The organism is Wolbachia endosymbiont of Tribolium confusum (assembly GCF_020405475.1).
Taxonomy (GTDB): domain Bacteria; phylum Pseudomonadota; class Alphaproteobacteria; order Rickettsiales; family Anaplasmataceae; genus Wolbachia.
Window position 1 is genome coordinate 1 of the sequence record NZ_JAIZNT010000001.1, and the last position, 25,060, is coordinate 25,060.

Sequence of the window (25,060 nt, forward strand, 5' to 3'; positions counted from 1 at the left end):
AAGAGAAGAAATGGGCAGTGCTATGCAACAATTTTTGTTTCTTTCTAACTATGCTTCCATATGAAAAACATATGACATAAAAAGGCAAACAAAAAGCTAAGAACCTTGACGCGCTTTACATCTTGGCTTTACCTTATTTATAATATAAACCTTACCACCCCTTTTCACAACTTTACAATTTTTATCTCTGTTACGATGAGATTTTAGTGACCCTTTAACTTTCATATCTACAGTAAGAATAGAATTACCTTACATTATGATTACTGACAGAGAGTTAGTCAATTGATAAATTTTTCACATTTTATTAAAATACTGTATAATTGTCGCTGATACTTCTTCGATTGACTTTTGCGTGACATCAATAATTGGCCAGTTATTTTGCTTAAAGAACTCCTCTGCTTCTTTAATTTCCTTTTCTACTTTTCTAGGGTCAGCATATATATTATTACCTTCATTATTAATTGAAGTCAGTCTATTTTTGCGTATTTCTATTAGCCTTCTTACGTCTATTGTTACTCCTATAGTCAGTTTATTTTTTAATTTTGCTAAGTCGACGTAAAAGGGTATCTCGCTAACAAAAGGAACATTTGCAACTTTATAGCCTCGGTAAGCTAAATACATACTGGTGGGAGATTTTGATGTGCGTGAAACTCCAACCAAAATTATATCGGCTTTATCAATATCTTGAATATTTTGTCCATCATCATGATTAATGGTATAGTTTATTGCCTCAATGCGCTGAAAATATTCGTTATTTATCTCAGCATGTAAGTTAAGTTTTTCGTCTTTTTCAATTTCAAGATAGGATGAGATTTCCCTAATAATGTGTGATAATATCGCTCTGTAGGGAATTCTTAGCTTTATACAATTATTTTTTAGATATTTTCTTAGCTCATCATTAGTAATAGTGCATATAACAAAATTATGCTCATCACTTTTTCTATTAATTTCCTCTAAAATTTTGTCAATCTGCTCTTCTCCTTTTACGAAAGACCAAACATATTCGATCGTTTCTACAGAACGAAAGTGTTTCAGAGCTGATTTTGCAACTGATATAACAGTTTCACCACTTGAATCTGACACTAAGTGTAGGTTAAGCTTTTTAAGGGTCATCAACGTTATACTAAAAATAATAGCAAGCAATCTGCTACTGAAATTGTGCTAATTTATTATACTACGTAAATATAGAAAAACTATCTTGTTGATAAAACTCAAACTAATTGATAAATTCTTAACACAATTATTCTCAAAACGAATGTTTTTATTAAAGCCTACAAATTTCACTTCTTTTACTAAAAAAGCTCTACCTTGGCTTGGGGTTATTTGTTTCGCATGTTTTTTAATTGGAATGTTCTTGGCATTATTCTTCTCCCCAGGAGATTATAAACAAGGAGAAATTGTACGAATTATGTATCTTCATGTGCCTTCTGCATGGCTTGCTCTTGGAATATACGGACTCATTGCATCACTCAGTTTCATTTCGTTGGTATGGAACAATAGTGTTGCTAGTGTCTTAGCACATGCCGCTGCTCCTGCAGGGACAGTCTTTTCGGCAATATGCTTAATCACAGGTAGCATCTGGGGAAAAGGAACATGGGGTACTTGGTGGGTATGGGATGCAAGGCTTACTTCAATGCTGATTTTGTTTTTTCTGTATGTTGGTTATCTTTCATTGTGGAGCGCTTTTGATAATCAAGCAAGAGCAGAGAAATCATCAGCAGTATTTGCCATTTTTAGTGCTATAAATATTCCCATAGTAAAATTTTCTGTGAATTTATGGTCTACTCTTCATCAGCCAGCAAGTATTTTTAGAAAAGGTGGAGTAGCAATAGAAGGTTCTTTACTGCTGCCACTCATTGCAATGTTTATATTTTGTACCACGTTTTTTCTAGTAGTGTGGATACTTAATGCCCTTCATTTAATTAATTTGCAGAAGATAAAGAGAGAAATCAGCATACGATATTAGGTATATAGTTCCAGAGTGTAATGTTGTGAACAGCGACGGAAATTAAAATGTAGAGCAATCATCAGCAGAGACTGAGTGGTATAAAAAATAGCTGAAGAATGTAAAAAAGGAAGTGGTATAGATAAATCTGTTACCGATAGAGAAGGTGAAATTGATACGGGCGAACCTGTTACTGATGAAGGAGAGAATGAAAATGGAGAAATTACATCTCGAAAAGTAACCCCAGATTGTTCCAAGTATGAAAATTGTGGGCCATATTCTCATTTTTATAAAGTTGATAATAAGATAGGTTGTCAAGGTTTTAGTGCATCTGATTTACTAAAGGAATTATATCCCGAGATGTACAGCAATCCTAAGATTGCAAAATATATAGAAGAGGGAGCAAATGGTAATTATGGTGCAGTAAATTTTAAATTTGCCTTTACAGAGGATCTTAATTCAATATCCTGGCTTGGTAATATAGAATGTGAAAAATGTGTGGATGATCAAATAGAGTTAGCGTGTCAAGAAGAAGAGATTAAGAGTTTCTGTTACCCGAACGTTTACCATAGTAATCCAGAATTCAACAAGAGCTTTTTTTCCAGAGGAGCATGTCCTAATCTCTTTAGAGAGCCCAGTGAAACAAGTGTTGTAAAAGCAAAACAAGTTGCACCATTGATACTTGTTAATACCTCAGGACAAATGATAGATAAAGAGGGTAATAACACTAAAGTATACTATGATGCATTGAAGCGTTATCTAAATGATGATGGTAAAATCAAGGATTGTGGAGACAATCAAAAGTGTAAGGATTATATTCCAATTATGGAGAAAGTTGCATGGAATAGTGATAAGGAAGTACTATTAAAAACTGTTGTTAATAATACGCAAGAAGCAAATCCTTACTATTATGGAAATGAGGATAATTCTGCTTCTGTTGAATTTGGTTCTATATAAGGCTGAATTTGTCTAATTTTTTCTACACTAGACACAATTTAGTCGTATCTAAACAAATACATAATCTATATAAAGAGGACGTAGGTACCATCTGTCCTTTTAAGGCATTTATGTCAATGATATGCGTAATCCATGATTTTAAACATGATGATCCTCCTAAGTAATACAAAAAAACTCAGAAAAATGTATATAGCTATGATAGAAGTTATCTATACCAATATACTTTAACTAGAGATTATAAATTAATGAAGTTGAAAAGTCTGCAGACGAAGATAGATTTCGAGCTCTAGAATATCTTCACTATCAAAATAACAAAGCTGTCAAAATTTGTCAAGTAATTTTTATCGCAACTGTACAAACATTTCACAGGACAAATTTAAAATGCTGTAAAATGGTGTCTGTTCAGACGCATGTGAAACCAGTGCTTCTTTTCATCCCACTTCCATGCGGCTAAACCCTTTTCATAATCTCCTATCTATCATTTCTTAAACCACTCCCCTGAACGGATACAATTAAATACATTTTTAACATTTTTATAGAAAACTATTAGTATAGGTTTGTATGCTGCCCTCATGGCTATTTTAAAATGTTTAATACTCCTTTTCATTATTTCTTGTACACATCTACCTAACAAGCAACATTCTGTTAATATAGACAATTATAAGCACGATTATTCATTGCAACAATATAATACTCCTTTGAAGAATAACGAACCAGCAATACCAGAAATGATACCTTTACCGATAGAGTTTCCCGATCTTACAACCAGTAATCAGTTTCTTTCGATTAATGTTGATGAAAAAGTACCAGTAAAGGATTTACTGATTGAAATAGGAAAACTTTCTGACGTTAACTTAGACATAGATCCCAAAATATCAGGTAATATTATTTTAAAGCTAAAGGATAAGAATATAAATGAAGTAATTCAGAGTATAGCCAACAGCGCCAAATTGCGTTACTCAATGAACAATGGTGTAATTAGAATTGAACAAGATTTGCCATATGCACAAAATTATTACGTAGACTTCATCAATATTCAACACTCTGCGCAAAGGAGTTTTATCATTGGTAACAATATTACCGACAGTGATGGTGATAGAAACTATATGAAATCTCAATATAGTAGTGATTTATGGAATTCATTAGAAAAAGGCTTAAATGCAATAATGGATGTTAACGGAGTAGATGATGGTGAGTTTCTTTCATCCAACAGAGAAGCTGGTGTCATTATTCTAAATGCTAGAAAAGATATTCACAAAGCTGTTGAAGAATATATTAATAAAGTTAAGAAATTGGCGTCTTCTCAAGTAATGATCGAGGCCAAAATAGTTGAAGTTTTATTAGACGATAAATACCTTTCTGGTATCAACTTAAATGATTTGCATAATGAAACAAAATCTATAACAAATCAAGGTAACTCTATTATTGACCTAGCAATTAACTCTAGTGTGAGTGATTTAGGAGATTTAGTAAAAATTTTAGGCAAATTTGGCACTTCAACCGTAATTTCAAGCCCTAGAGTACATGCTATAAATAATCAGCAAGCAATGATTTCATTTACTAAAAACCATATCTATTTTACTTCCAATATACAGAAAAATACCAAAAATTCTAATCATGCATTAATTACCAAGATGAATAGCACTCCAATAGGTGTGGTGTTAATAATCCACCCAAGCATTAACATTGATACTAACGAAATATTTATGGATATACACCCAACCTTATCAAGAATTAACGATTACACTAAAGACCCAAATATAGAATATGTCGCACAACAGAATAAAATGAAATTAAATAGTGACATTCCAATTATTGAAACCAGAGAAATGCACTCTACGTTAAAAATTAAGAGCGGCGAAGTTATGGTAATTGGTGGGCTTATAGAGCATAGAAAAGATAACCAAAACTTATTGCGTCAAAAGTCAAAAAAATTGGCTAAGACAGTAGAAACCGTCATCTTCCTGAAAGCAACAATCGTACCAACACTTGGTTTATTAGATATAAAAGATAGGAATTTATATATATATTAAACGTATCCGTTCAGGCAATGGCATCAACTTAAGGAAAGATGTTGGGGTTGCTATTATGATAAGAAGATAGTATCAGAATGATAATTAAGACCGCATAAGTGCGACCTGGGAGTCATGAAATCGTGATGGTTAAATTCCATCCACCATAACATCTGGTTGAAATTGTAACCCATATTTTAAAGATTGGCAACCTTTAGGATGCAAGCATGGGTTAAAAGGAGGTAATACCAAACCCAATGGTAAATCCCTTCAAGAAGAGTTAGATAAGGTTACGAAAGGAACTTATGTTTGAATTGTCGTTATCGAAGATATGCGAAAAGGGTTGATACGCATAAACCAAAAGGTACGGAGAAAATAGGTGATCAATGTTTATGCGATTGATCAAGATGTAACTTGTCTCCCGGCAAAAAGTAAGAACCTAAGTCTAACATGAAACGGTTTTATGGAACGGGGTAATCACATAAAAGTTCTTATTATCACTTTTAGTGTAATGAGCAGAAGCAACCGCAAGTTTCTATGTGAAAGGATTGTCCAAAAAGCCAATGCCTATGTAATATTTAGGGATATGCTGGACGTGGACACTATAGTTTGGAAGGTAAGTTGTAAGTAGTGGTTAATATGTTATGAACCAACAAATGTTAGGTATGAATGGAACGAAGTCCCCCTGGCGCAAGTTAGAGAAATCTTCTAAGCTACAAAAGCGAATTTACCGAGCTTCAAAATGTGTAACAATATCAAAAGATGCACAATCTTCAAAGGTTATTACTAAAATCAACAAGTGCAAGAATGCTGTCAGAAAAGTAACCCAAGACAATAGGGGAAAAAGACTGCAGGTATTGACGAAAAGCCATCTCAATCAAAAGAAAGGCTGCAACTGGCACATTCTTTAGATATTAGGAGAAAAGCAAAACCATCAAGACGAGTCTGGATTCCAAAACCTAGCAAACCGCTGAGCAACGTCCACTTGGGATACCCAATAGCAGATCGAGCAAAGCAAACACTTGTTAAGATGGCAATAGAACCAGAATGGGAGGCAAATTTGAGCCAACACTTATGGTTTAGACCTGGTAGATCGTCAGGATGCGTTAGCCATATTCATCGCACTTGAAGGAAAACATACATACTTGATGCTGATATTTCTAGTTGCTTTGATAGCATTGGATCATAACGCACTGCTAGAAAACTCAATACCAATTCAACTTTGAAGAAAATAATAAAAGGATGGCTGAGAGCAGGAGTTATGGAAGATAGAGAGTTTGAACCCACTAAATGTGGTACAATTCAAGGAGGACAATTTCTCCGTTACTGCAAATGTTGCATTACATGGTTGGGGACAGCACATCAAAGAAAACTTAAGGAAGAACTTTTTCCAATTTGTAAAATGAAATATATCACTTATCATATAAAAATGCACAAAACACAAGCATAATTGCGTATGCTGATGATTTTAATTTTACATGAGAGTGAAGAAGTTGTTTTGAAGGCAAAGGTTTTAGCTGGAAAATGGTTAAAACCATAGATTAAAATTGAACCTATCAAAACAAAATTACATACATTAAAAAATCCCTGAATATAGAGAAACCAGGTTTTGATTTTCTCGGTTTTACAATACGACATTATCCAAGAAAACGGCATAAGAGACCATACAAGTTAATAATAAACCCAAGTTGTAACTGTGAAACAGCATACATTAGATATTAAACAAAGACTCAAAAGAATGCTTTGGAATAACTCAAGAAGCTGTACAAGGGGCATCTTAATCCGGTCATCGGTGGATGGTGGTGTCGATATAATCAGTAGTACTGCAAGATCTTTAAATCTTTTGACAATATTATGTTTAACAAACTTTGGAAATGGGCGGTATTTAGGCACAATAACAAAGGAAAGTTCTGGATCAAAGATAAATACTTTAAAAGGTATAAGAACGATAACTGGAGGTTTATGTCAAATAACGGAATGTATCTTATTAATCACGGAGACCATGCTATTAAACGGCACATCTTGCAAGACAAGTCGCCATATGATGGAGATTGGTTATTGGGGAAAACGGCTAAGTAGAATCTCGAGAAAATCACCAAAATAATAAAATTACTGAAGATACAACAAAGTAAATGTAAACATTGTCAACTACTTTTTAGGTATGATGATATTATAGAAGTACATCATCAAGATAAAAGTAGAAATAACAATAATATAGAGAATTTATCTTTGTTACATGGGCATTGTCATGATCAAGTACATAAGAAGTGTGCATGACAAGCACCAAATTACAGAGGAGCCGTATGAGGTGAAAGTTTCAAGTACGGTTCTGAAGTCGAGTGAGGAGAGGTGACTTTCCTCACTTAGATAACTCATAAATCTGTTGCGGTAAATTTAAGTTACTTTAGTCATATATTAAAGTTTTTAAACAGGTCTTAGTTTACTTACTTTATTGTTTTCTTTATTATCAAATATTGCTTTAAATAATATGGAGGAGCACATTGTCAGCAATTGCCGTTATTGATTTTGGTTCACAGTTTACACAGCTTATTGCAAGACAAATCAGGGAAATGGGCGTTTACTGTGAAATATTTCCAAGCAATATCGATTTCGAAACAGTATCAAAATTCAATGGATTTATTTTTTCTGGAGGACCGCAATCTGTAAATGACAATTGCTCTGAAGTAAGTGAAGTAGCACATAAAATTATAAAACTTAATGAAACAATAAACACTCCTATACTTGGAATATGTTATGGACAGCAACTCATTTGTCATTATTTCGGGGCAAAGGTAAGAAAAGAATTCAATCAGGAATTTGGCAAAACTAAAATCAAGATACTAAAAGAATCCCCAATTATAAAGGATACTTGGGACGTTAATTCCGAAGTCGATGTGCTAATGAACCATGCAGACAGTGTCGAAACTATACCGCAAGGATTTACTGCTATTGCCTCAGGTATAATAAATCAAACAATCGCAATAATTGCCAACGAACAGCAGAAGATTTACTGTACTCAGTTCCATCCTGAAGTTAAGCCTACAACAAATGGTAGTAAACTTCTCTCTAATTTCTTAGATATTGCAAATTGTGAGAGAGATTGGACAATGAAGTCATTCATTGAAAAACAGAAGGAAAAAATTCAAAACTTAGTAGGGGAGAAAAAAGTAATTGCTGCAGTAAGTGGGGGGGTTGATTCAAGTGTTGCAGCAGTTCTTACACACAAAGCTATAGGAAAACAATTAAACTGTATTTTTATCGATACTGGGTTATTGCGTAAGAGCCAGACCACTGCTATGTTAAAAGAAATTCCAATAAATTACGTTGATAAATCAAACTTGTTTTTAAGTAGGTTAAAGGGAATAACTGATCCGGAAGAAAAGCGAAAAATTATCGGCAATACTTTTATTGAAGTATTTGAAGAAGAGGCAAAAAAAATAGGTGATGTGGATTTTTTAATGCAAGGCACCATTTACTCTGATGTAGTTGAATCAGGGCACGCTTCAGGAAACACTAGTACAATTAAATCTCATCACAATGTTGGTGGGTTGCCAGAAAAAATGAATCTGAAATTAGTAGAACCTTTACGCTATCTCTTTAAAGATGAAGTAAGGCTGCTTGGCAAAGAAATTGGGCTTTCAGATGAGATAATATTTCAACATCCATTTCCTGGACCTGGACTTGCAGTGAGGATCATAGGTGAGGTTGATGAAGAAAAGGTACGAATATTGCAAGAAGTAGATGAAATATATATCAACACAATGAAAAATTATGATCTGTATGATAAAATATGGCAGGCCTTTGCTGTACTGTTACCAGTAAAAACTGTGGGAGTTATGGGAGATAATCGTACATACGGATACGTTTGCGCTTTAAGGGCTGTGACTTCATCTGATGGCATGACAGCTGATGCATTTCCATTTGAAAATAAAGATCAACATTCGTTAGTATTTTGGAGATTTTTGCAAGACGTCAGTAGTATAATTGTTAACAAAGTTTCCGGAGTAAATCGAGTTGTGTATGATTTAACTTCCAAGCCACCAGCAACTATTGAGTGGGAGTAGCAATAATTTCATTCCAGTTTCAGCTACTCGAATCACACCAAAGAGGCTGCTTGCATAACTCAAATTTTAAGGAAAATTATTTAATGTCATTCCAGCACGTAACGCTGGAATCCAAAAAAAAGAATAATGGATCCCAGTGTCAGCTACTCGGATGACATCGAAATGTTCGTACAGATATTCGTCACATACCGGAATAAAAATTAGACTTTTGCCTTGTACAAAATAATTTCAAGGCCGCATTGCCTTTATTTTGCTTATAGCTTCCACAAGCAATGCAAATATAAACGAAAAATATAAATATTCTTTTGGTAATTCTATATGAAATCCATCAAGCATGAGATATACACCAACAAGTAAAATAAATAGAACGGCAATTACTTTTAAGCTTGGGCTGGATTTTATTAACTGAGCGGTATAACTTGATGAAAATAGCATTGCTAATATGGAAAATGTAAATGCTATAGCAATGATTATCATATTATGAGTTAATGCTATAGCAGTTAATATTGAATCAACAGAAAAAACTAAATCTATTAATATAATTTGTAGCACAACTAAAAAAAATTGTGATTTAACGTTTGCCTTTGTTTTGTTCTCCTTATGTACAAAAATTTCTCTCCATAACTCCATAGAACTTTTAACAATAAGAAATAACCCTCCTGCAATCATAAGCAAATCTTTTACTGAAATATCTAGTGATACAGAGTGAAATATAGGCTTTTCCATTGATAATATATGTGATATAAAAAATAGTATTACAAAACGCATCAATAGCGCCAAGCCAAAACCTATCAGGCGGGCTCTTTCTCTCAGCAGATTTGGCACCTTATCTATTGCTAGAGAAATAAAGATTAAATTGTCTATACCAAGTATAGTTTCAAGTAGCGTAAGTATCAATAAAGTCCAAGCATCAGCCAGCATTTTCATTCCAAAGTCAGATTTTGTACTTTACAATAGATGTGTAAAAATTAAGTAACTTCGACTAGGTAATTAAAAAATCAGCCTTACCCGGAAAAGAAAGAGGAAAAAGGGCATTTTTATAATAAAAGTACTTTTGTAAGAGAAATAATGAAATTAAAAATCTAACTCTCTTTACGAAAATTTTAAATAGATTGTAAAATAGTTGTACCATGAAAATATATGCCTTCTTTGTAGACTAAGATTTTTCTTTAAATTAAGATAGATACACGATAAAAGGAAATATGATAAAAGAGTCATTAGCAAAAACTGATATAGTAAAAGTTGAAGATAAGAAAGCAACAAAGGGCTTTTTTAAAATATTAGGTGAAGTAGCAGATGCTGTAAGGTCATGGGTTGGCAATATTGGCCCTGATTTAAGTAGTAGTCGCGATGTCGATAGTTTAGTCTTGAAGATGAACGAATGCTTAAACCCAAAGGGGGATGAAGTCTCAGCACGTAAGAACACTGTATCTCTTGGTAATCTATACTTGAGTTTATCAGAGAAAGGTAAAATAAAATTTTTACAAACCCTGGCAGAAAAGTTCAATCCGGATAAAACGAAAATAGATGAAGAAATAAAAGTATATAAGAAAAATCAAGGTTCTGAGTCGAGCTATAAGTTTGAACAGAGCCTAATAAAAGTCCTTGAATCACCACGTTCTAAAATATTGAAGCAGTTTATCTCCTTACCAGAGGGTCTTAAGTTTATTGTTGATATGCGTTCTGATGTGCTTAAGCTAAAGAACCAATATAAAAATCTAAGTCCACTAGAAAATGAATTAAAAAATATACTCTGTACTTTGGTTGATGTTGATCTACTTGATCTTCATCAAATTACCTGGGATTCACCTGCATCATTGTTGGAAAAACTTATAAAATATGAAGCTGTACATAAAATTTCCTCTTGGGGTGACCTAAAAAATAGGCTAGATTCTGACCGTCTCTGTTTTGCTTTCTTTCATTACAAAATACCAAATGAACCTTTAATTTTTGTAGAGGTTGCATTGATGAATGAGATTTCAGATAGTATTCAACACCTTTTGGATGAGTCAGTGCCCTCAAGTGACCCAAGCAGTGCAAGTACTGCTATATTCTATTCAATATCAAACACTCAAGCAGGGTTATCTGGAATTAGCCTCGGCAACTTTTTAATAAAGAGAGTAGTAGAAAAACTATCGCAAGAATTTAAAAGCGTAAAAGTGTATGCAACTCTTTCTCCAGTTCCTGGATTTACAAAATGGCTAAAAAATCAAGACGTAGCTTTTTTAGGTAAGCTTAATATAAAACAATCAGGTACAGAAATTTTAGAAAGCATAAAAACTAACATTGAATGCGAAAAACAGTCCCTACTGAAACTTTGTGCACATTATTTGCTAAAGGTTAAAAGCAGTGGTGGGGGTGCTTATGATCCAGTAGCACACTTTCATTTAAGCAATGGTGCATCAATCAATCAAATCAACTGGATGGCTGATACTTCTGAAAAAGGCATTAGTCAGTCAGCCGGAATAATGGTGAATTATTTGTACGAGTTGCCTAAAATAGATAACAATCATGAGAATTATATGATTAATAAAGTGATTTCTCATTCAAAAAGAGTGTCAACTATGTTGAAGAATTAATAGAAAAGATGTTGAAAGTTTCCTAATGCTTATATATGGTATAAGATAGTTTGATGAGGTAAAATATATGAATAGTGAGATATTAAAAAAAATAAAACAAAAAATACAAGATAGAGTAGAACATAAAGAACTGTACAGTGTATTTACAAATTCTGAAGAAATAAAGTTAATCAGTGATTGCATTAGTAGTATTAAAAATGGTGAAGGAAGCCAAAAGGAATTAGATTTGTTGAAAGATATTTATGCAGGACTTGATTCAATATTTAGAAACATTTCTGCCGACTGGGATAGCAATCGAGGTGGCCTAAGTAGTGAAAAAATTTATATACATTATCAAAACTTAGGGTCTATCTTAGAGATAGTAACCCTAATTAAAGGATTGAAGACAGGATTGAATCGAGCATACGTGATCTTCGACCTTGATGAACCTGCGTTAATTCGTGATGTAGAATCACTTCAGAAAAAAATGAAAGAAGCTCTGGAAAAAATGCAAGAAGAACTAGAAAAGAAAGCTAAAGAGGAGTTTGGCAAGTACATAGAAAATAGTACTATTGATGAAGTGTTAATTAAAAAATATAATGCTCTTGATCTTTTTTATGCACAAATTAAGTTAAAAGACGACAATAAAAGCACAGATATTAAAATAAGCGAGTTTTTAAATAATGATTTTTGTAAAAAAAACAATATTGCTAATTTTCTTATTTTAAATGGCAATCAAGAAAAAATTGTCTATGGTTTTGTGAAGGAAGAGGTTAGGCATTATGATTTAGGTGCTACAGTTCAATATGGAATAAAGTTTAATTGGTATGTAGATGGAAAAGAATTTAGCATTACATTAGGTGCTAACAGTGATGGCAGCATTAGAGTAATAGGCGATAGACCCACTGATAAAGATTTAGAAAAAAATAAAGATGTAAAAATTAAAGTTCCTGGCCTTGATTACCTAAGCCTTGCTGATGCAGTAAAAACATGCAAGCAGGAAAAAAATGAGGCAAGTAGCAAACTTAGTCAATCATCAACTACTGAATATTTCCGCCCATTGGTAAGGACTTCAGTTTAATGTTTTTAGCAAAAAGAGATATAAATAATTGCTCTTGTAATACTCAAAATGTAAAATAGATCTACTTAAATAAGTAGATCTATGAACAATATAAGAAATTTTGCAATAATAGCACATATAGATCATGGGAAGTCAACTCTTGCTGATCGTTTGATAGAAGAATGTAACGGTCTTGAGACAAGGGAAATGACCAATCAGGTACTTGACTCAATGGATATAGAGCGTGAACGCGGAATCACAATCAAAGCACAAACGGTAAGACTCAATTACACTGCAAATAATGGTAATAAATATTGCCTCAACCTCATGGACACACCAGGTCATGTTGACTTTTCATATGAAGTCAGCCGAAGCTTAGCCGCATGTGAAGGCTCACTTTTGGTGGTGGATAGCAGCCAAGGAGTTGAAGCTCAGACTCTGGCAAACGTGTACAAAGCTATTGACAATAATCATGAAATAATAGTTGTACTTAATAAAGTCGATCTTCCTGCTGCAGATCCAGAAAGAGTAAAGTCTCAGATTGAAGAAGTAATCGGTATTGATGCAAGTGAGTCAATTTTGATATCAGCAAAAACTGGGCTTGGGATAAAAGATGTACTTGAAGCTATAGTAACAAAACTTCCAGCTCCTCAAGGTGATAAAAATGCTCCACTGCAAGCAATTTTAGTTGATAGTTGGTATGATCCTTACCTAGGAGTAGTAATTTTAGTGCGAGTTAAAAATGGAGTACTAAAAAAAGGCATGAGAATCGTTATGATGTCTAATAATGCTACATATCAGGTCGATAATATCGGTATTTTCACTCCTAAAAAAGTTATGACTGGTGCACTTTCAGCAGGTGAAGTTGGTTTTATAACTGCTTCAATGAAAGAAGTAGCAGACTGCAAAGTAGGAGACACTATTACTGAAGAGAAAAGGCCGTGCAGCAAGGCATTACCTGGCTTTAAAGAAGTACATCCTGTAGTATTTTGCAGTATTTTTCCCAATAACACAGATAATTTTAAATATTTAAGGGAAGCACTAGAAAAATTACATTTAAATGATGCTAGTTTTACATTTGATGCTGAAACGTCAAATGCGCTAGGTTATGGATTTCGTTGCGGTTTCTTAGGAATGCTACATCTTGAAGTAATTCAAGAAAGGCTCGAAAGAGAATTTGATCTAGATCTAACAGCAACTGCACCGAGTGTTATATATAGGGTTGCAACACAAAACGGCGAGATTTTGAATATTCATAATCCAAGCGATATGCCAGATTCAACAAAAATTAAAATGGTAGAAGAACCATGGATTACTGCAACGATAATGGTGCCTGACCAATATTTAGGAGAAATTCTATCTCTATGTGAAGAAAGGAGAGGAGAACAGCAGGACTTATCTTATATTGGTAATACAAAAACAGCACTTCTGAAGTATACATTACCCCTATCTGAGGTTGTTTTTGATTTTTACGATAGACTAAAATCAATTTCCAAGGGATATGCAAGTTTAGATTGGGAAATTTCCAATTACCAGGAAAGTCAAATAGATAAATTGAGTTTTTTAGTTAATGGAGAACCTGTAGATGCATTAGCCTGCATCGTTCACAAAAGTAGAGCAGAAAAAAGGGGACGAGAAATCTGTGCACGTTTGAAAGACTTAATACCTCGTCAGCAATATAAAATTGCGATTCAAGCGGCAGTAGGCGGAAAAATTATTGCTAGAGAAACGATTAACCCGTATAGAAAAGATGTAACAGCCAAGCTCTATGGTGGAGACGTCACACGAAGGATGAAGCTGCTTGAAAAGCAGAAGAAAGGTAAGAAAAGATTGCATTCTGTGGGAAACATAAACATCCCACAAAATGCTTTTATTGAGGCTTTGAAAATAAATGATTAATATATATCCAAAAACATAAATTTAAAGAACTAAGTGATATTTTCTCAATAAATTTACTGACATTGATATGGATAAATTTGAAATAGCTATGTGAATTTGTAAAACACTATACAAGATACTATACAATGAAATCATCCCAGTGTTAAACGCCGGGATGACAGAGAGCAGCTCAATTGCTCCACTCAATCAGTAAAAATCAGATATATGTAGACATTGGCTAAAACCATTCCAACAACATTTTAGTGAAACTTAACAAGCTTATCTATAGTTTTAGTGATGATTCTTGGAGTATTTGGAGAGACTTCTGAGCCCAGTCTATTTAACCGCTCTATAGCAAACCCGCTGTTCTCATTTATTATGAAATCACATAAAATATTTTCTATATCTTTAATAACACTTTCATGCTTTCTCAGAGGATGGTTATTCGGATATCTATGAATGGTTTTGATGCTAGAATACTCAACGAAAGCTTGATCTTTAAAAGCAAGTTGTCTCAATTTCTCTTTGAATTTTTCTTCTTCATCTCTTGCTAAAAGGCAAGACTTTATCAGTGATTTTATAATCGAGTTTATAGCCTGATGTATTTCAGAATGCACTATAACTTTGATGATATTTTCTTCCACTATGCAATCATAAGTGCTTTTTTCGCTCTTTAATGACTCTATAAGCATTTTGCTATTTTGCGAATTCAATTCCAGATTCTCTTCACTTATAGGAGTCATTATAAAGGTATTCTTATTTACCCTGATGTAAAATTGTGGAAACCCTTTAGAACAGGCAAATGCTACATCCTTAGACTCAAGTGCGTGATTGTATGAAGAAGAAAGGGTGCTTGCTATAACGCTACTTGGTACTTTCATTCCATGATTACTTAGGTGATTTAACACATTCTCAACATCATGATATGTAAAACCTGTATCTTTTATCAATTCAACAACTTGTATGCAATTGTGTTGTTTATACTCTATTGTCACTTCTTCTGTAAAAAGAGTTTTAGCTGCTATATGCTTATCAAGCACTGTGAAAATCTTGATGAAACTCTCTAAATCTTGTTTGTTAATTAATTCAATACTAATTAAGTTTTTGCTAACAATTATAATATTTTTTATCATTTTTTTCCCACTAAAAAAACTCACTAGATGAATTGTATTTTTAATTCATTAAAAATTGTTTAAAGTGGGTATGCTAGCAACAGTAAGACAAAAAAATCACATAAAATCTTCATTATGTATTATATTACATCCCTCGTGTTCATCACTGCCGCTTGTGTAAGCTGTTGCATTAATGCTATCTTCATTGTTATTTAACATATTATTCAACTTTCCTTCTTTTTCAAGATCCATCAGTTTGTCACATCCAGCAATATGATATACATAATCACCATTTTCATCAGTAATAAAAATTTGTGGAACTGTCCTGACGTTATATTTTGATTTTATACCGTCAAACAAATCCGAGTTTCTAAGTACATCAATTTCTTCGTATTTCACACCTTTTTCATCCAATAACTCTTTTGCTTTCCTGCAGAATGGGCAGTACTTCTTCACATATATTACAACTTTTCCTTTAGTGTTTTTCACGATTTATCTCCATAGTTTATAAAATACAACTATTATATATAAAAAATATATATATAATATCAAATTGTATGAAAATTATTTACAACTGTGAGCAAGGGATAAAAGATAATGTGGCACTAACTTTCGGAAATTTCGATGGCGTTCATTTAGGACATAAGTTTGCAATTTCCAATCTAAAGAAGGTAGCACAAGAAAGAGGATTACCCTCTGCAGTTTTAACTTTTGAGCCTCACCCATCAACTGTTTTATTTAGTAGGAACAATTTTAGGTTAATAGACCAAGAACAAAAAAAGGAACTTATCAGCAGCTATGGTATAGATTACTTGTATATTATTAATTTTAGTAGAGGTTTTTCTGAGGTTAGCTGCGATGACTTTATTGGTAAGATTTTGGTAAAGAAGTATGGTGCTAAACATATAACTGTTGGAGAAAGTTGTACTTTTGGTCACAAACGATTAGGTAATATATCAACTTTAGAGAAATATTCAGAAATGTATGGATATTCTTTAACTAAATTAGAGCCATTGATAATCGATGGAAAAATTTGCTCCTCTTCCTCAATTAGGGAGTGTTTACAAAAAGGTGAAATAGAAGTTGCTAATAAGTTGCTTGGCAGGCCTTATCAAGTTTTTGGTATTGTAACAAAAGGTGCGTGTAGAGGGAGAGAAATAGGATTTCCAACTATAAACATTCCGATAGAAGATTATATGATAAAACCTAAGCTTGGTACATATTACGCTAAAGTGGCATTTCCTGAAAATAGTTCAAATTGGCTATATGGAGTAGTCAACATTGGTATGAGACCTACATTTAAGGACTTAAAAAAACCTATAGTAGAAATGCATATATTTGACTTCAACGAAAATGTATACAATTTTAAGGTTGATATACAACTTTTAAAATTTATTAGGGCAGAAAAAAAATTCCATAGTATTAACGAGTTAACAAAACAGATAGATCGTGATATAATGAAGGCTTACCAGTTAAAGATAAACTTATGAAAAGGATATGTTTAGTTATTATATTGATTATAGTATCATTCGATCAAACAAGTAAATTGTATATAAACTCATTGATTGATGAGGGGGAGTCAATCGAGATTACTAGTTTTATGAAATTAGTTGAAGTTTGGAATTCAGGAATTAGCTTTGGAATGTGTAGTACTCTGCCGCATGGCAGCTTCTTTTTTTCGGCATGTTCAATATTAATAATTGGTATACTTGCATACTTGATATATAAATCTAATGATAAGTCAATTTACCTTAGTTTTTCTCTGATGATTGGTGGAGCGATCGGAAATGTAATTGATAGAATCTATTGGGGCGCTGTATATGATTTCATATATTTTCATATCAATGATTGGTATTGGCCAGCCTTTAATTTAGCTGATCTATCTATAGTTTGTGGAATGTGTACATTGTTATATAAGTGGTATATATATGATAGGTCTATCTCTAAGCAAAATGAGGAATGAAATAATGCTTCGCAAATTCTTTAGCTTTTTCATACTATCCGTGTTTTTTTTCATTTGTCCGATTTCTTTGGAAGCTGAAATCATAAAGCATGCTAAGCTCAGTAACGGATTGGATGTTTATGTAGTACCTAATCACCGAATTCCAGCTGTTTTTCATGCAATAATATATAAAGTTGGGGGAATGGATGACCCAATTGGCAAAGCAGGATTGGCTCACTACTTTGAACACTTAATGTTTGAAACTACAGGAAAATTTAAAGACATAGAATCCACTTTGGGCAGCATTGGGGCCCAATTTAATGCTTTTGCCACCAAAGAATACACCTGCTACTACGAATTAGTTCTCAAAAAAGATTTACCACTAGCAATGGAAATTGAAGCAGATAGAATGGGCAATTTTGATGTTACTCAAGACAAAATAGATAGAGAAAAAAATATCGTATTAGAAGAAAGAAAGATGAGATTTGATAATAATCCTGAAGCTTTACTATGGGAGGAAATGAACAGTGCATTTTATCGTAATGGTTATGGTAGGTCTGTTATTGGTTGGGAGAGCGATATTAAAACTTACAATCAAGATGACATAACGAGGTTTCACGATAACTATTATCATCCAGGCAATGCAATACTGCTGATTGTTGGTGATGTGGAATTTGATGAAGTAATGAAATTAGCAGAAGAAAAATATGGAGAAATTAAAGCTAAGCCTGTAATTAGGCATTATCCAAATCAAGATCCAATACATAATGCAGATATATCGGTAATTTTAGAAAGCACTGAAGTAAAAGAGCCAGTTTTATACTTTCGCTATAGTGTTCCTTTATTTGAGCAAATAAGTGAAACTTTTCCTGTTGATTTGGCAGTTGATGTTTTGGGGAATGGCAAGTCTAGTAAGCTATATAAAGATTTAGTTCTAGATAAGAATGTAGCAGTAGAAGTGTTTGCTTATTATAATAGCTTAGCTTTTAGTAATGGTTACATTGAGATTCGGGTAACTCCAAAAAGCGGGGTAAATTTGGGTGCTGTTGCAAGAGAGTTAGAAAATTCTATTAATCACTTTAACTCTGAAGGAATAACAAGTGAAGAGTTGCAAAGCACAAAGTCTAAATACAAAGCAGCACAGTTTGATAATCTATCTGATTTAACTAGTGTAGCAATATTTTATATACCACGTCTAGCACTAGGTATCCCACTTGATGAAATAGACATTTCATATAGCAAAATTAATGATGTCAATCTGAAAGATGTAAATCACAAAATTCGTACTATTTTTTCTACTAATAAATTAGTCGGCCGTTTGTTACCAAAAGGAGGTAATAATGATGAGAATAAGTAAGCTTGTATTTCTACTTTTTTTCTGTCCGGTCTTTAATTTGCAGGCGAGCAGCTACCTAAATATAGAGGAGGTTACTACTAATAAAGGGCTTAAGTTTTTGTTTGTTGAAAACCGTGATCTACCAAAAGTTTCACTCAATATATCATTCAAAGATGCAGGTTGCGTGTACGAAAGTGCAGAAAAGCAGGGGCTTGCTTGGTTTACTTCTCTTGTAATTCAAGAAGGAGCAGGAAAAAACGATGCCAAAGATTTTGTAAAAAAGCTTGAGGATAAAGGAATTAGTTTAAATTTTACTGCTGGTTTAGAAGCATTTAGGGTTTCATTAAACACTTTATCTGAGAATCTAGAGGATGCAATTTCACTACTGAGTGATGCTATAATGCGTCCTAAAGTTGATCCTGAAGGATTGAATAGAGTTTTTGAAAAAGCCAAAGTAAACTTTAATAATTTTGAAAAAGATCCTTATTTTATTGCTGCAAAAGAGTTGGATACGTTGTTGTTCAAAAAACATCCTTACTCAAGAGATCCATATGGAACTCTAGATACCATAATGAGCATTACTAGAGATGATGTTTTAACATACATAAAGCGTAATCTTACTAAAGATAACACCGTTATTAGTGTTGTTGGTTGTACAACAAAAGAAGAAGTTGGTATATTGCTAGATAAATATTTATCTAAATTACCATCAAAAAGGTCAAAAGTTAGAAAAATACCTGTAAAAAATGATTTTTGGCCTGCAGAAAGTAAGAACATTTTTATGGATATACCACAGAGTGTAATACTTTTTGCTCAAAAAGGCATAGCATATGAAGACCCTAATTACTATAATGCTAGTGTTTTGATTAATGCGCTTGGTGGTATGAGTCTAAACTCAATACTGATGAAAGAGTTGAGACAAAATCTAGGTATTACTTATGGTATTAGTGCACGTAATGTTCCTAATAAGCATGGAAATATTATATCTGGATTTATGAGTACTGATAGTTCCACTGCTAGCAAAGCTATATCAGCAGTAAAAGATACATTTAGCAGAATAAAAAAGGAAGGAATTGACGAACAATTATTCAAGGATGCAAAAATCAGTTTAGTAAATGACCTTACCTTCTCTTTCCTATCCAATAATGCAAATACAGCAATGTTGCTGGATAGTATGCAGATAGACGATCGTGATGTTAACAATATAAATAATTATACGAATATCATTAATAATATTAAATTAGAGGAAGTAAACAAGCTGGCAAGTTCTTTACTGAATCCTGAAAATTTATTTTTTGTCGAAGTTGGAAGAAACGCTCAAGGCCAATAGTTAATACCTTCTGCTATTGATCTTACTGCTTTTACATAACACTTATGCTCTTCAGCTAGAATGCGCTCTGAGAGACTTTGAACATCATCATTTGGTAACACTGGAACAGTAGCTTGAGCAATTATGGCTCCAGCATCAACTTCAGTAGTAACATAGTGTACGGTACAACCTGTGATTTTTACACCTGCTTTCAGAGCTTGCTCTTGGGCATTTAGGCCTTTAAAAGATGGAAGTAAAGAGGGATGGATATTAATAATCTTGTTATGCCATTTACTCAGAAAATCAGCTTTTAGGATTCTCATAAACCCTGCAAGGCAAATTAAATCAATCTTATATTGAACAAGTATTTCATGAATTTTATCAGTATCAAGTGGCTTATCTTCAACAACAAACGCTGGAATTTTTTCTTGCCTTGCTATTTCAAGGCCTTCAGCTTCACTATTATTTGTGATAATGCATACAGTTTGAGCAGGAAAATTCTGATCTTGACATGCTTCTATTAAAGCCTGCATGTTTGATCCTCTACCTGAAATTAGTATTCCGAGTTTTATCTTTTTCATTTTAGTGCAGCCGTAAGAATGGACATTAATAAAATAGCTCAAAAGGAAAGTTTATTTTAGAATAAATACTATTGTGTAGCAATATTTTACACTGCTGAATAACATGGAATTAAAGAAATCATTCATCTTAGAGTAATTTTAACGTTTTACTTTGGGAATATTGTGCAATTTATGGTAAATAAATGCATATTTTTATGGCCGCGTTATTATTTATTTAACGAAATATTAGTATAATTTATTACACTGAATTAAGTGGAGAGAATTCAATGAATAAACTACCAAATAATGCAAAAACAAGCAAGTCTCAGGTTACTCAGTGGGAGGTAATAAAAAATTGTGAATATTCTGATAATTGTTTATCAAAAGTAGTAACTTTATACGTCATTAAAATGGCGGAATTATCAGATATTTATACGAGTAATGAACCTGAAATTAATACTATACTTACAAGAATAAGCATAACAAGTGAAAATGCATTTTTAAATAAGGTTGTTGATATTGAAATTATGGAGGGCATTTTTCCGTACAAATTCAACAGCAAGAAGAAAAATAACATATCAAGGCTAGAAGATTTGTACAATTATTTATGTTCTACTGTTATTGATAGCCTTCCAAAAGAAATGCTTGAAAGCCTAAGAAGAGAATACAGAGACGCTGTTAACTTATTTAAAGCAATTACTTAACTAGGTGTAGCATTTTTAAGACTTTACCTTCTATTTCAGAAATGCCACTTTCAAGATCTTTATCTATCAAACATATGGTAGATAAATATGTTTTCTGCTTCTTTTCAACATTGATAGTTAAAGTTCCAGGAGTAATCGTAACCGAGTTAGCAAATAATGCAATGGTCTTATCATTATGTCCTATGCATTCTCTTACAATAACAATTGGCTCAACTGTAGATTTGAATCGTAGCACCTTTTTTGTTACATAAATACTTGAAAAAATAATTTGGTAAATTAGCCAAGGTATATAACTTATAAGCTGATAAAATGATAGCCTACCACTATCATTTAGAATTTGACTAAGGGCACTTTCAGCATCAATTAACCTTTTAAAGATAATCAATGTGAACACAGAAGAAAATACTCCACAGAGAATAAAAAAAGGCTCAAAATAACCAGACAATATAGTCCATAGAAAAAATAAAATTATAAATGATAGAGAAAAAAACTTAATATTTTGCCTGAGTTTCATGGTTTGGAGTATAACTTAAATGATTTTTTAGGAAAATAAAAAGTTCTTGATTTTTGTGTCAAAGAACATAATAACCAAGTTATTTTAATAAGTAGTGGAGATTATGACGCTTGATGATTTTCTAAAAATGCTTGAAGAAATAAATGATACTTCAGGTTTAAGCAAGAACAACATAGTTGAACGAATAAAAATAAAATTAGAAAGAATTGATTTACGGAGGTGGGAAGATAGTGGATTTAATATCAATCATATATTCACTACACATAGTGCTGTAGAAACTACATTGTTGCATTTTGCTGCTAAGAGTGGCTATGAGAACATAGTAAGAACTCTAATTGAATATGGAGCATATGTTGATGCACGGGACAGCGATGGATGCACCCCTTTACATTTTGCTGCTGAATGGAACCACAAAGGCATATTAGATATTTTAATTGAAAGTGGAGCAAATGTTAATGCGTGGGACAATGATGTATGCACACCTTTACATCTTGCTGCTGAAGGTGGGAATGAAAGTGTAGTAAGAGCTCTCATTGCATTTGGAGCAGGTGTTAACGTGCAGAACAATAATGGGCATACTCCTTTACATTTTGCTACTGAAAACGGCAATGAAAGTGCAGTAGGAGCTCTAATTGCATGTGAAGCAGATGTTAATGTGCAGAGCAATAATGGATATACTCCTTTGCATTTTGCTGCTGAAGTTGGTAATGAAAATATAGTAAGGGCTCTAATTGCATACGGAGCAGATGTTAATGCACAGAACAATGAAGGACAAACTCCTTTACATCTTGTTGCTGAATGGGGTTCTACAGGTGTAGCAGAAATTTTAGTTGCAAATGGTGCGAATGTTTATGCACAGGACAATGAAGGACAAACTCCTTTACACTTTGCTGTTGAATGGGGCTGCAAAGATGTAATAAGCTTCTTGTTAAGTAATGCTAGTCCTAGTGCTGAAATGGCAGTAGGAAGAGTAGAGCAAGTTACACCTGTGAAAAGATTGAAGCTCTTTTAATCACGCACGCATTTTTAAGATAATCGTTTTGTTATGAATTAAAGCAAAAATTCTGTAATATATTGAAGCTTAAAGATATCTTTAGATATGGAAGTTATTGCAGAAAATAGGAAAGCAAGGTTTGAATACTTTATCTTAGAAGAATTTGAAGCAGGTATGATTTTGTTAAGTAGTGAAGTGAAATCACTAAGGGAGAGAAAAGCAAATATTTCTGATGCTTACGTTACCGAAAAAAAAGGTGAAATATGGTTATACAATATGCATATTGCAGAGTATAAAGCTGCGAATCAAAAGAATCATAAGCCAAAAAGAGAACGTAAATTGCTTTTACATAAAAAAGAGATAGATAAGCTAATTGGTCAAATCAAAACCTCTGGAATAACTGTTGTGCCGCTTTCTATCTATTTTAATGATAAAGGGTTGGCAAAAACTAAAATTGCTATTGTTAAAGGAAAAAAACTCTACGATAAGAGAGCAACCATAAAGCAGAGAGAGTGGGACCGTGAGAAAAGTAGATTGTCTAAGAATAATTTGTAGTAAAATATGTCTTTAAGTCCAATTATTTTTAGCATCGGTCCTGTTTCTATATATTGGTATTCTTTAGCATATGTTTTTGGTATAGTTTTTGCATATTGGTATTTACATAAGCTAGACAATCAAAAAATATTTACTAAGAATTTTTACGATTCGTTATTAACAACTACTATTATAGGCGTTATTCTTGGGGGCAGGCTTGGCTACGTGTTGATATATGATCCAGTTTTTTATATAAGCAGCCCTATTGAGATATTAAAGACCTGGGAAGGAGGAATGTCATTTCATGGTGGTGCTATAGGAGTTTTGCTTGCAGTAATAATCTCCTGTAGAAGATATAAAATTCCTATATTTTATACACTGGATCTAATTTCTTGTGGAACTCCGATAGGTTTACTTCTAGGCCGCATAGGTAATTTTATAAATGGAGAGTTATTTGGCAAGGTTACAACTATGCCGTGGGGTATGGTATTTCCAGAAAGTGGTGATAATTTATTGCGCCATCCAAGTCAACTTTATGAGGCATTTTTTGAAGGAGCGCTACTTTTCGTAGTTGTAAATTCACTATTTTTCTTGACCAAAATGAGATTGTATTATGGTGCAACAACTGGTGTTGCAGTTATGTTGTATGGAATAGCACGTTTTATGGTTGAATTTTTCCGCGAGCCAGACTATCAAATTGGCTATTTATGGTTCAATTCAACTATGGGACAGTTGCTTTCTATACCTATGATTTTGGTGGGAATGCTTATATATTTAGGTGCGTTGAATTTTAGGTTTGATACAAAATCTATTCAATAGACAAGAGGTAAGTTGAATAAAAAAATACAGTAGAAGTTTATCTACTCCATAGCATGTACAACTGTACGAACTTTTCGTGTTGCAGAGAATAAACGTGAGGGCACAAACCTTTTGTTGCATAGCTATGAAACAAACTTAGTAGCTACTGACCAAATTCATTACTAAGTAGATATTCATTTTCCACCAGAATATTCCTGATTGAGAAGCTACTTTATTAAAACATATTTTTAAATTTTTGCCAAAACCCTGGTTGATTATCATTAACCTTTGTGAAGGCTATGTTTAAACTGTATCTCGAATCGCTTGGCATATCATACCTAATGTTCAGTATTGAAATTTTGTTTTTATTATGAACAGAAACATCGTCATATGATAACTTTGTCGTGTAGCACTTTATATGCTTTTACTTGTCATATACTATATCACCTGATTCCCCTTCTAGTTCTACAAATTTAGTTTTTTTCTGACATTCTTTTATTTTTATTAGATCCTCGTTTAGCATCGAACAAAATGAATCTGTCAAACCAGGAAGAAACTCATCAATTTAAGTTTCTAGTAGTTTTAAGTATAGTTGTGAAGGAAGCGCCTCATGCAGTTATAACCGGAATCTTCACTGGTGCCATAAGTGCCCGTCGTTTAGCATGGTTTTGGAGGAACGGTCAAATCATTGATGGAGTCCTTAGACTACCTCGGTTAGGAGATTGTATTATATCAACCGTCCCAAGCTGAAGCGTTTCCCTGCTATAAATTATATGAAGGAGT

25 protein-coding genes are annotated in these 25,060 nt (G+C 33.1%); 18 read left to right on the plus strand and 7 right to left on the minus strand.

The features are described from left to right. Positions 1-96: 96 nt before the first annotated feature. Positions 97-225, minus strand: coding sequence for a type B 50S ribosomal protein L36 (gene ykgO, locus LEM02_RS00005; protein ID WP_006015378.1), 129 nt, complete (start codon positions 223-225; stop codon positions 97-99). 69 nt (positions 226-294) lie between these two features. Beyond that, entirely contained in the window at positions 295-1,113 is an 819-nt protein-coding gene (locus LEM02_RS00010; protein ID WP_226079188.1) for a pyruvate, water dikinase regulatory protein, read from the minus strand. Between the two features lie 142 nt (positions 1,114-1,255). On the opposite strand from LEM02_RS00010, the gene ccmC reads away from it, so the two are divergent. The 6 genes from ccmC (at position 1,256) to guaA (ending at position 8,978) form a co-directional block, all read left to right on the plus strand. Then, the gene (ccmC, locus tag LEM02_RS00015) at positions 1,256-1,966 is read left to right on the plus strand and encodes a heme ABC transporter permease CcmC (protein ID WP_226079189.1); all 711 of its coding nucleotides are present in this window, start codon (positions 1,256-1,258) and stop codon (positions 1,964-1,966) included. A 339-nt stretch (positions 1,967-2,305) separates the two neighbouring features. Continuing rightward, positions 2,306-2,902 carry a hypothetical protein gene (locus LEM02_RS00020; protein ID WP_226079190.1) on the plus strand — a complete coding sequence of 199 codons (597 nt, stop codon included), beginning with the start codon at positions 2,306-2,308 and terminating at the stop codon, positions 2,900-2,902. A gap of 557 nt (positions 2,903-3,459) precedes the next feature. Then, the gene (locus LEM02_RS00025; RefSeq protein ID WP_226079191.1) at positions 3,460-4,935 is read left to right on the plus strand and encodes a type II secretion system protein GspD; all 1,476 of its coding nucleotides are present in this window, start codon (positions 3,460-3,462) and stop codon (positions 4,933-4,935) included. A gap of 644 nt (positions 4,936-5,579) precedes the next feature. Next, positions 5,580-5,825, plus strand: coding sequence for a reverse transcriptase N-terminal domain-containing protein (locus tag LEM02_RS06740; protein ID WP_226079192.1), 246 nt, complete (start codon positions 5,580-5,582; stop codon positions 5,823-5,825). Positions 5,826-6,744: 919 nt separating this feature from the next. Further along, positions 6,745-6,993 (plus strand): group II intron maturase-specific domain-containing protein, encoded by a 249-nt coding sequence (locus tag LEM02_RS06745; RefSeq protein ID WP_226079459.1) that lies wholly within the window; start codon positions 6,745-6,747, stop codon positions 6,991-6,993. 422 nt (positions 6,994-7,415) lie between these two features. Then, positions 7,416-8,978: a glutamine-hydrolyzing GMP synthase gene (gene guaA / locus LEM02_RS00045; protein WP_226079193.1), complete on the plus strand. Its 1,563-nt coding sequence runs from the start codon at positions 7,416-7,418 to the stop codon at positions 8,976-8,978. A gap of 228 nt (positions 8,979-9,206) precedes the next feature. On the opposite strand, the gene LEM02_RS00050 is transcribed toward guaA, so the two are convergent. Next, the gene (locus LEM02_RS00050) at positions 9,207-9,899 is read right to left on the minus strand and encodes a TerC family protein (protein ID WP_226079194.1); all 693 of its coding nucleotides are present in this window, start codon (positions 9,897-9,899) and stop codon (positions 9,207-9,209) included. Positions 9,900-10,180: 281 nt separating this feature from the next. Here LEM02_RS00050 and LEM02_RS00055 point away from each other — a divergent pair, with 281 nt between their 5' ends. The 3 genes from LEM02_RS00055 to lepA all read left to right on the plus strand — a co-directional run bounded on the left by LEM02_RS00055 (position 10,181) and on the right by lepA (position 14,495). After that, positions 10,181-11,557, plus strand: a complete 1,377-nt coding sequence (locus LEM02_RS00055; RefSeq protein ID WP_226079195.1) for a malonyl-CoA decarboxylase — start codon at positions 10,181-10,183, stop codon at positions 11,555-11,557. Between the two features lie 67 nt (positions 11,558-11,624). Continuing rightward, positions 11,625-12,617, plus strand: coding sequence for a hypothetical protein (locus LEM02_RS00060; RefSeq protein WP_226079196.1), 993 nt, complete (start codon positions 11,625-11,627; stop codon positions 12,615-12,617). A gap of 81 nt (positions 12,618-12,698) precedes the next feature. After that, positions 12,699-14,495 carry a translation elongation factor 4 gene (gene lepA / locus LEM02_RS00065; protein WP_226079197.1) on the plus strand — a complete coding sequence of 599 codons (1,797 nt, stop codon included), beginning with the start codon at positions 12,699-12,701 and terminating at the stop codon, positions 14,493-14,495. Between the two features lie 239 nt (positions 14,496-14,734). On the opposite strand, the gene LEM02_RS00070 is transcribed toward lepA, so the two are convergent. Then, a complete protein-coding gene (locus LEM02_RS00070; protein ID WP_226079198.1) occupies positions 14,735-15,607 on the minus strand; it encodes a hypothetical protein in 873 nt (290 codons plus the stop codon). Between the two features lie 96 nt (positions 15,608-15,703). Continuing rightward, positions 15,704-16,075 carry a glutaredoxin gene (locus tag LEM02_RS00075; protein ID WP_226079199.1) on the minus strand — a complete coding sequence of 124 codons (372 nt, stop codon included), beginning with the start codon at positions 16,073-16,075 and terminating at the stop codon, positions 15,704-15,706. 68 nt (positions 16,076-16,143) lie between these two features. Between LEM02_RS00075 and ribF the strand changes: the two genes are divergently transcribed. The 4 genes from ribF to LEM02_RS00095 are packed head-to-tail and all read left to right on the plus strand — an operon-like array spanning position 16,144 to position 20,194. Further along, positions 16,144-17,076 (plus strand): riboflavin biosynthesis protein RibF, encoded by a 933-nt coding sequence (gene ribF, locus LEM02_RS00080; RefSeq protein WP_226079200.1) that lies wholly within the window; start codon positions 16,144-16,146, stop codon positions 17,074-17,076. Next, entirely contained in the window at positions 17,073-17,549 is a 477-nt protein-coding gene (gene lspA / locus LEM02_RS00085; protein WP_007301940.1) for a signal peptidase II, read from the plus strand. The genes ribF and lspA overlap by 4 nt, the downstream gene beginning before the upstream one ends. Before the next feature lie 4 nt (positions 17,550-17,553). Then, complete coding sequence (locus LEM02_RS00090) at positions 17,554-18,885, plus strand: M16 family metallopeptidase (RefSeq protein ID WP_226079461.1); 1,332 nt, start codon at positions 17,554-17,556, stop codon at positions 18,883-18,885. Continuing rightward, the gene (locus LEM02_RS00095; RefSeq protein WP_226079462.1) at positions 18,872-20,194 is read left to right on the plus strand and encodes a M16 family metallopeptidase; all 1,323 of its coding nucleotides are present in this window, start codon (positions 18,872-18,874) and stop codon (positions 20,192-20,194) included. The genes LEM02_RS00090 and LEM02_RS00095 overlap by 14 nt, the downstream gene beginning before the upstream one ends. Here the strand turns inward: LEM02_RS00095 and purN are convergent. Beyond that, positions 20,182-20,754, minus strand: a complete 573-nt coding sequence (gene purN / locus LEM02_RS00100) for a phosphoribosylglycinamide formyltransferase (RefSeq protein ID WP_226079201.1) — start codon at positions 20,752-20,754, stop codon at positions 20,182-20,184. The two genes, LEM02_RS00095 and purN, sit on opposite strands and share 13 nt — an antisense overlap. 266 nt (positions 20,755-21,020) lie before the next feature. Here purN and LEM02_RS00105 point away from each other — a divergent pair, with 266 nt between their 5' ends. Further along, positions 21,021-21,437 (plus strand): hypothetical protein, encoded by a 417-nt coding sequence (locus tag LEM02_RS00105; protein ID WP_226079202.1) that lies wholly within the window; start codon positions 21,021-21,023, stop codon positions 21,435-21,437. On the opposite strand, the gene LEM02_RS00110 is transcribed toward LEM02_RS00105, so the two are convergent. Next, positions 21,430-21,951, minus strand: coding sequence for a Na+/H+ antiporter subunit E (locus tag LEM02_RS00110; RefSeq protein WP_226079203.1), 522 nt, complete (start codon positions 21,949-21,951; stop codon positions 21,430-21,432). The two genes, LEM02_RS00105 and LEM02_RS00110, sit on opposite strands and share 8 nt — an antisense overlap. A 103-nt stretch (positions 21,952-22,054) precedes the next feature. Between LEM02_RS00110 and LEM02_RS00115 the strand changes: the two genes are divergently transcribed. The 4 genes from LEM02_RS00115 to LEM02_RS00130 all read left to right on the plus strand — a co-directional run bounded on the left by LEM02_RS00115 (position 22,055) and on the right by LEM02_RS00130 (position 25,027). Beyond that, entirely contained in the window at positions 22,055-22,963 is a 909-nt protein-coding gene (locus LEM02_RS00115) for an ankyrin repeat domain-containing protein (protein WP_226079204.1), read from the plus strand. 87 nt (positions 22,964-23,050) lie between these two features. Beyond that, the gene (gene smpB, locus LEM02_RS00120; protein ID WP_226079205.1) at positions 23,051-23,500 is read left to right on the plus strand and encodes an SsrA-binding protein SmpB; all 450 of its coding nucleotides are present in this window, start codon (positions 23,051-23,053) and stop codon (positions 23,498-23,500) included. A gap of 6 nt (positions 23,501-23,506) precedes the next feature. Continuing rightward, positions 23,507-24,298: a prolipoprotein diacylglyceryl transferase gene (gene lgt / locus LEM02_RS00125; RefSeq protein ID WP_226079206.1), complete on the plus strand. Its 792-nt coding sequence runs from the start codon at positions 23,507-23,509 to the stop codon at positions 24,296-24,298. A 510-nt stretch (positions 24,299-24,808) separates the two neighbouring features. After that, positions 24,809-25,027: a hypothetical protein gene (locus LEM02_RS00130; RefSeq protein WP_143688855.1), complete on the plus strand. Its 219-nt coding sequence runs from the start codon at positions 24,809-24,811 to the stop codon at positions 25,025-25,027. Positions 25,028-25,060: the final 33 nt, after the last annotated feature.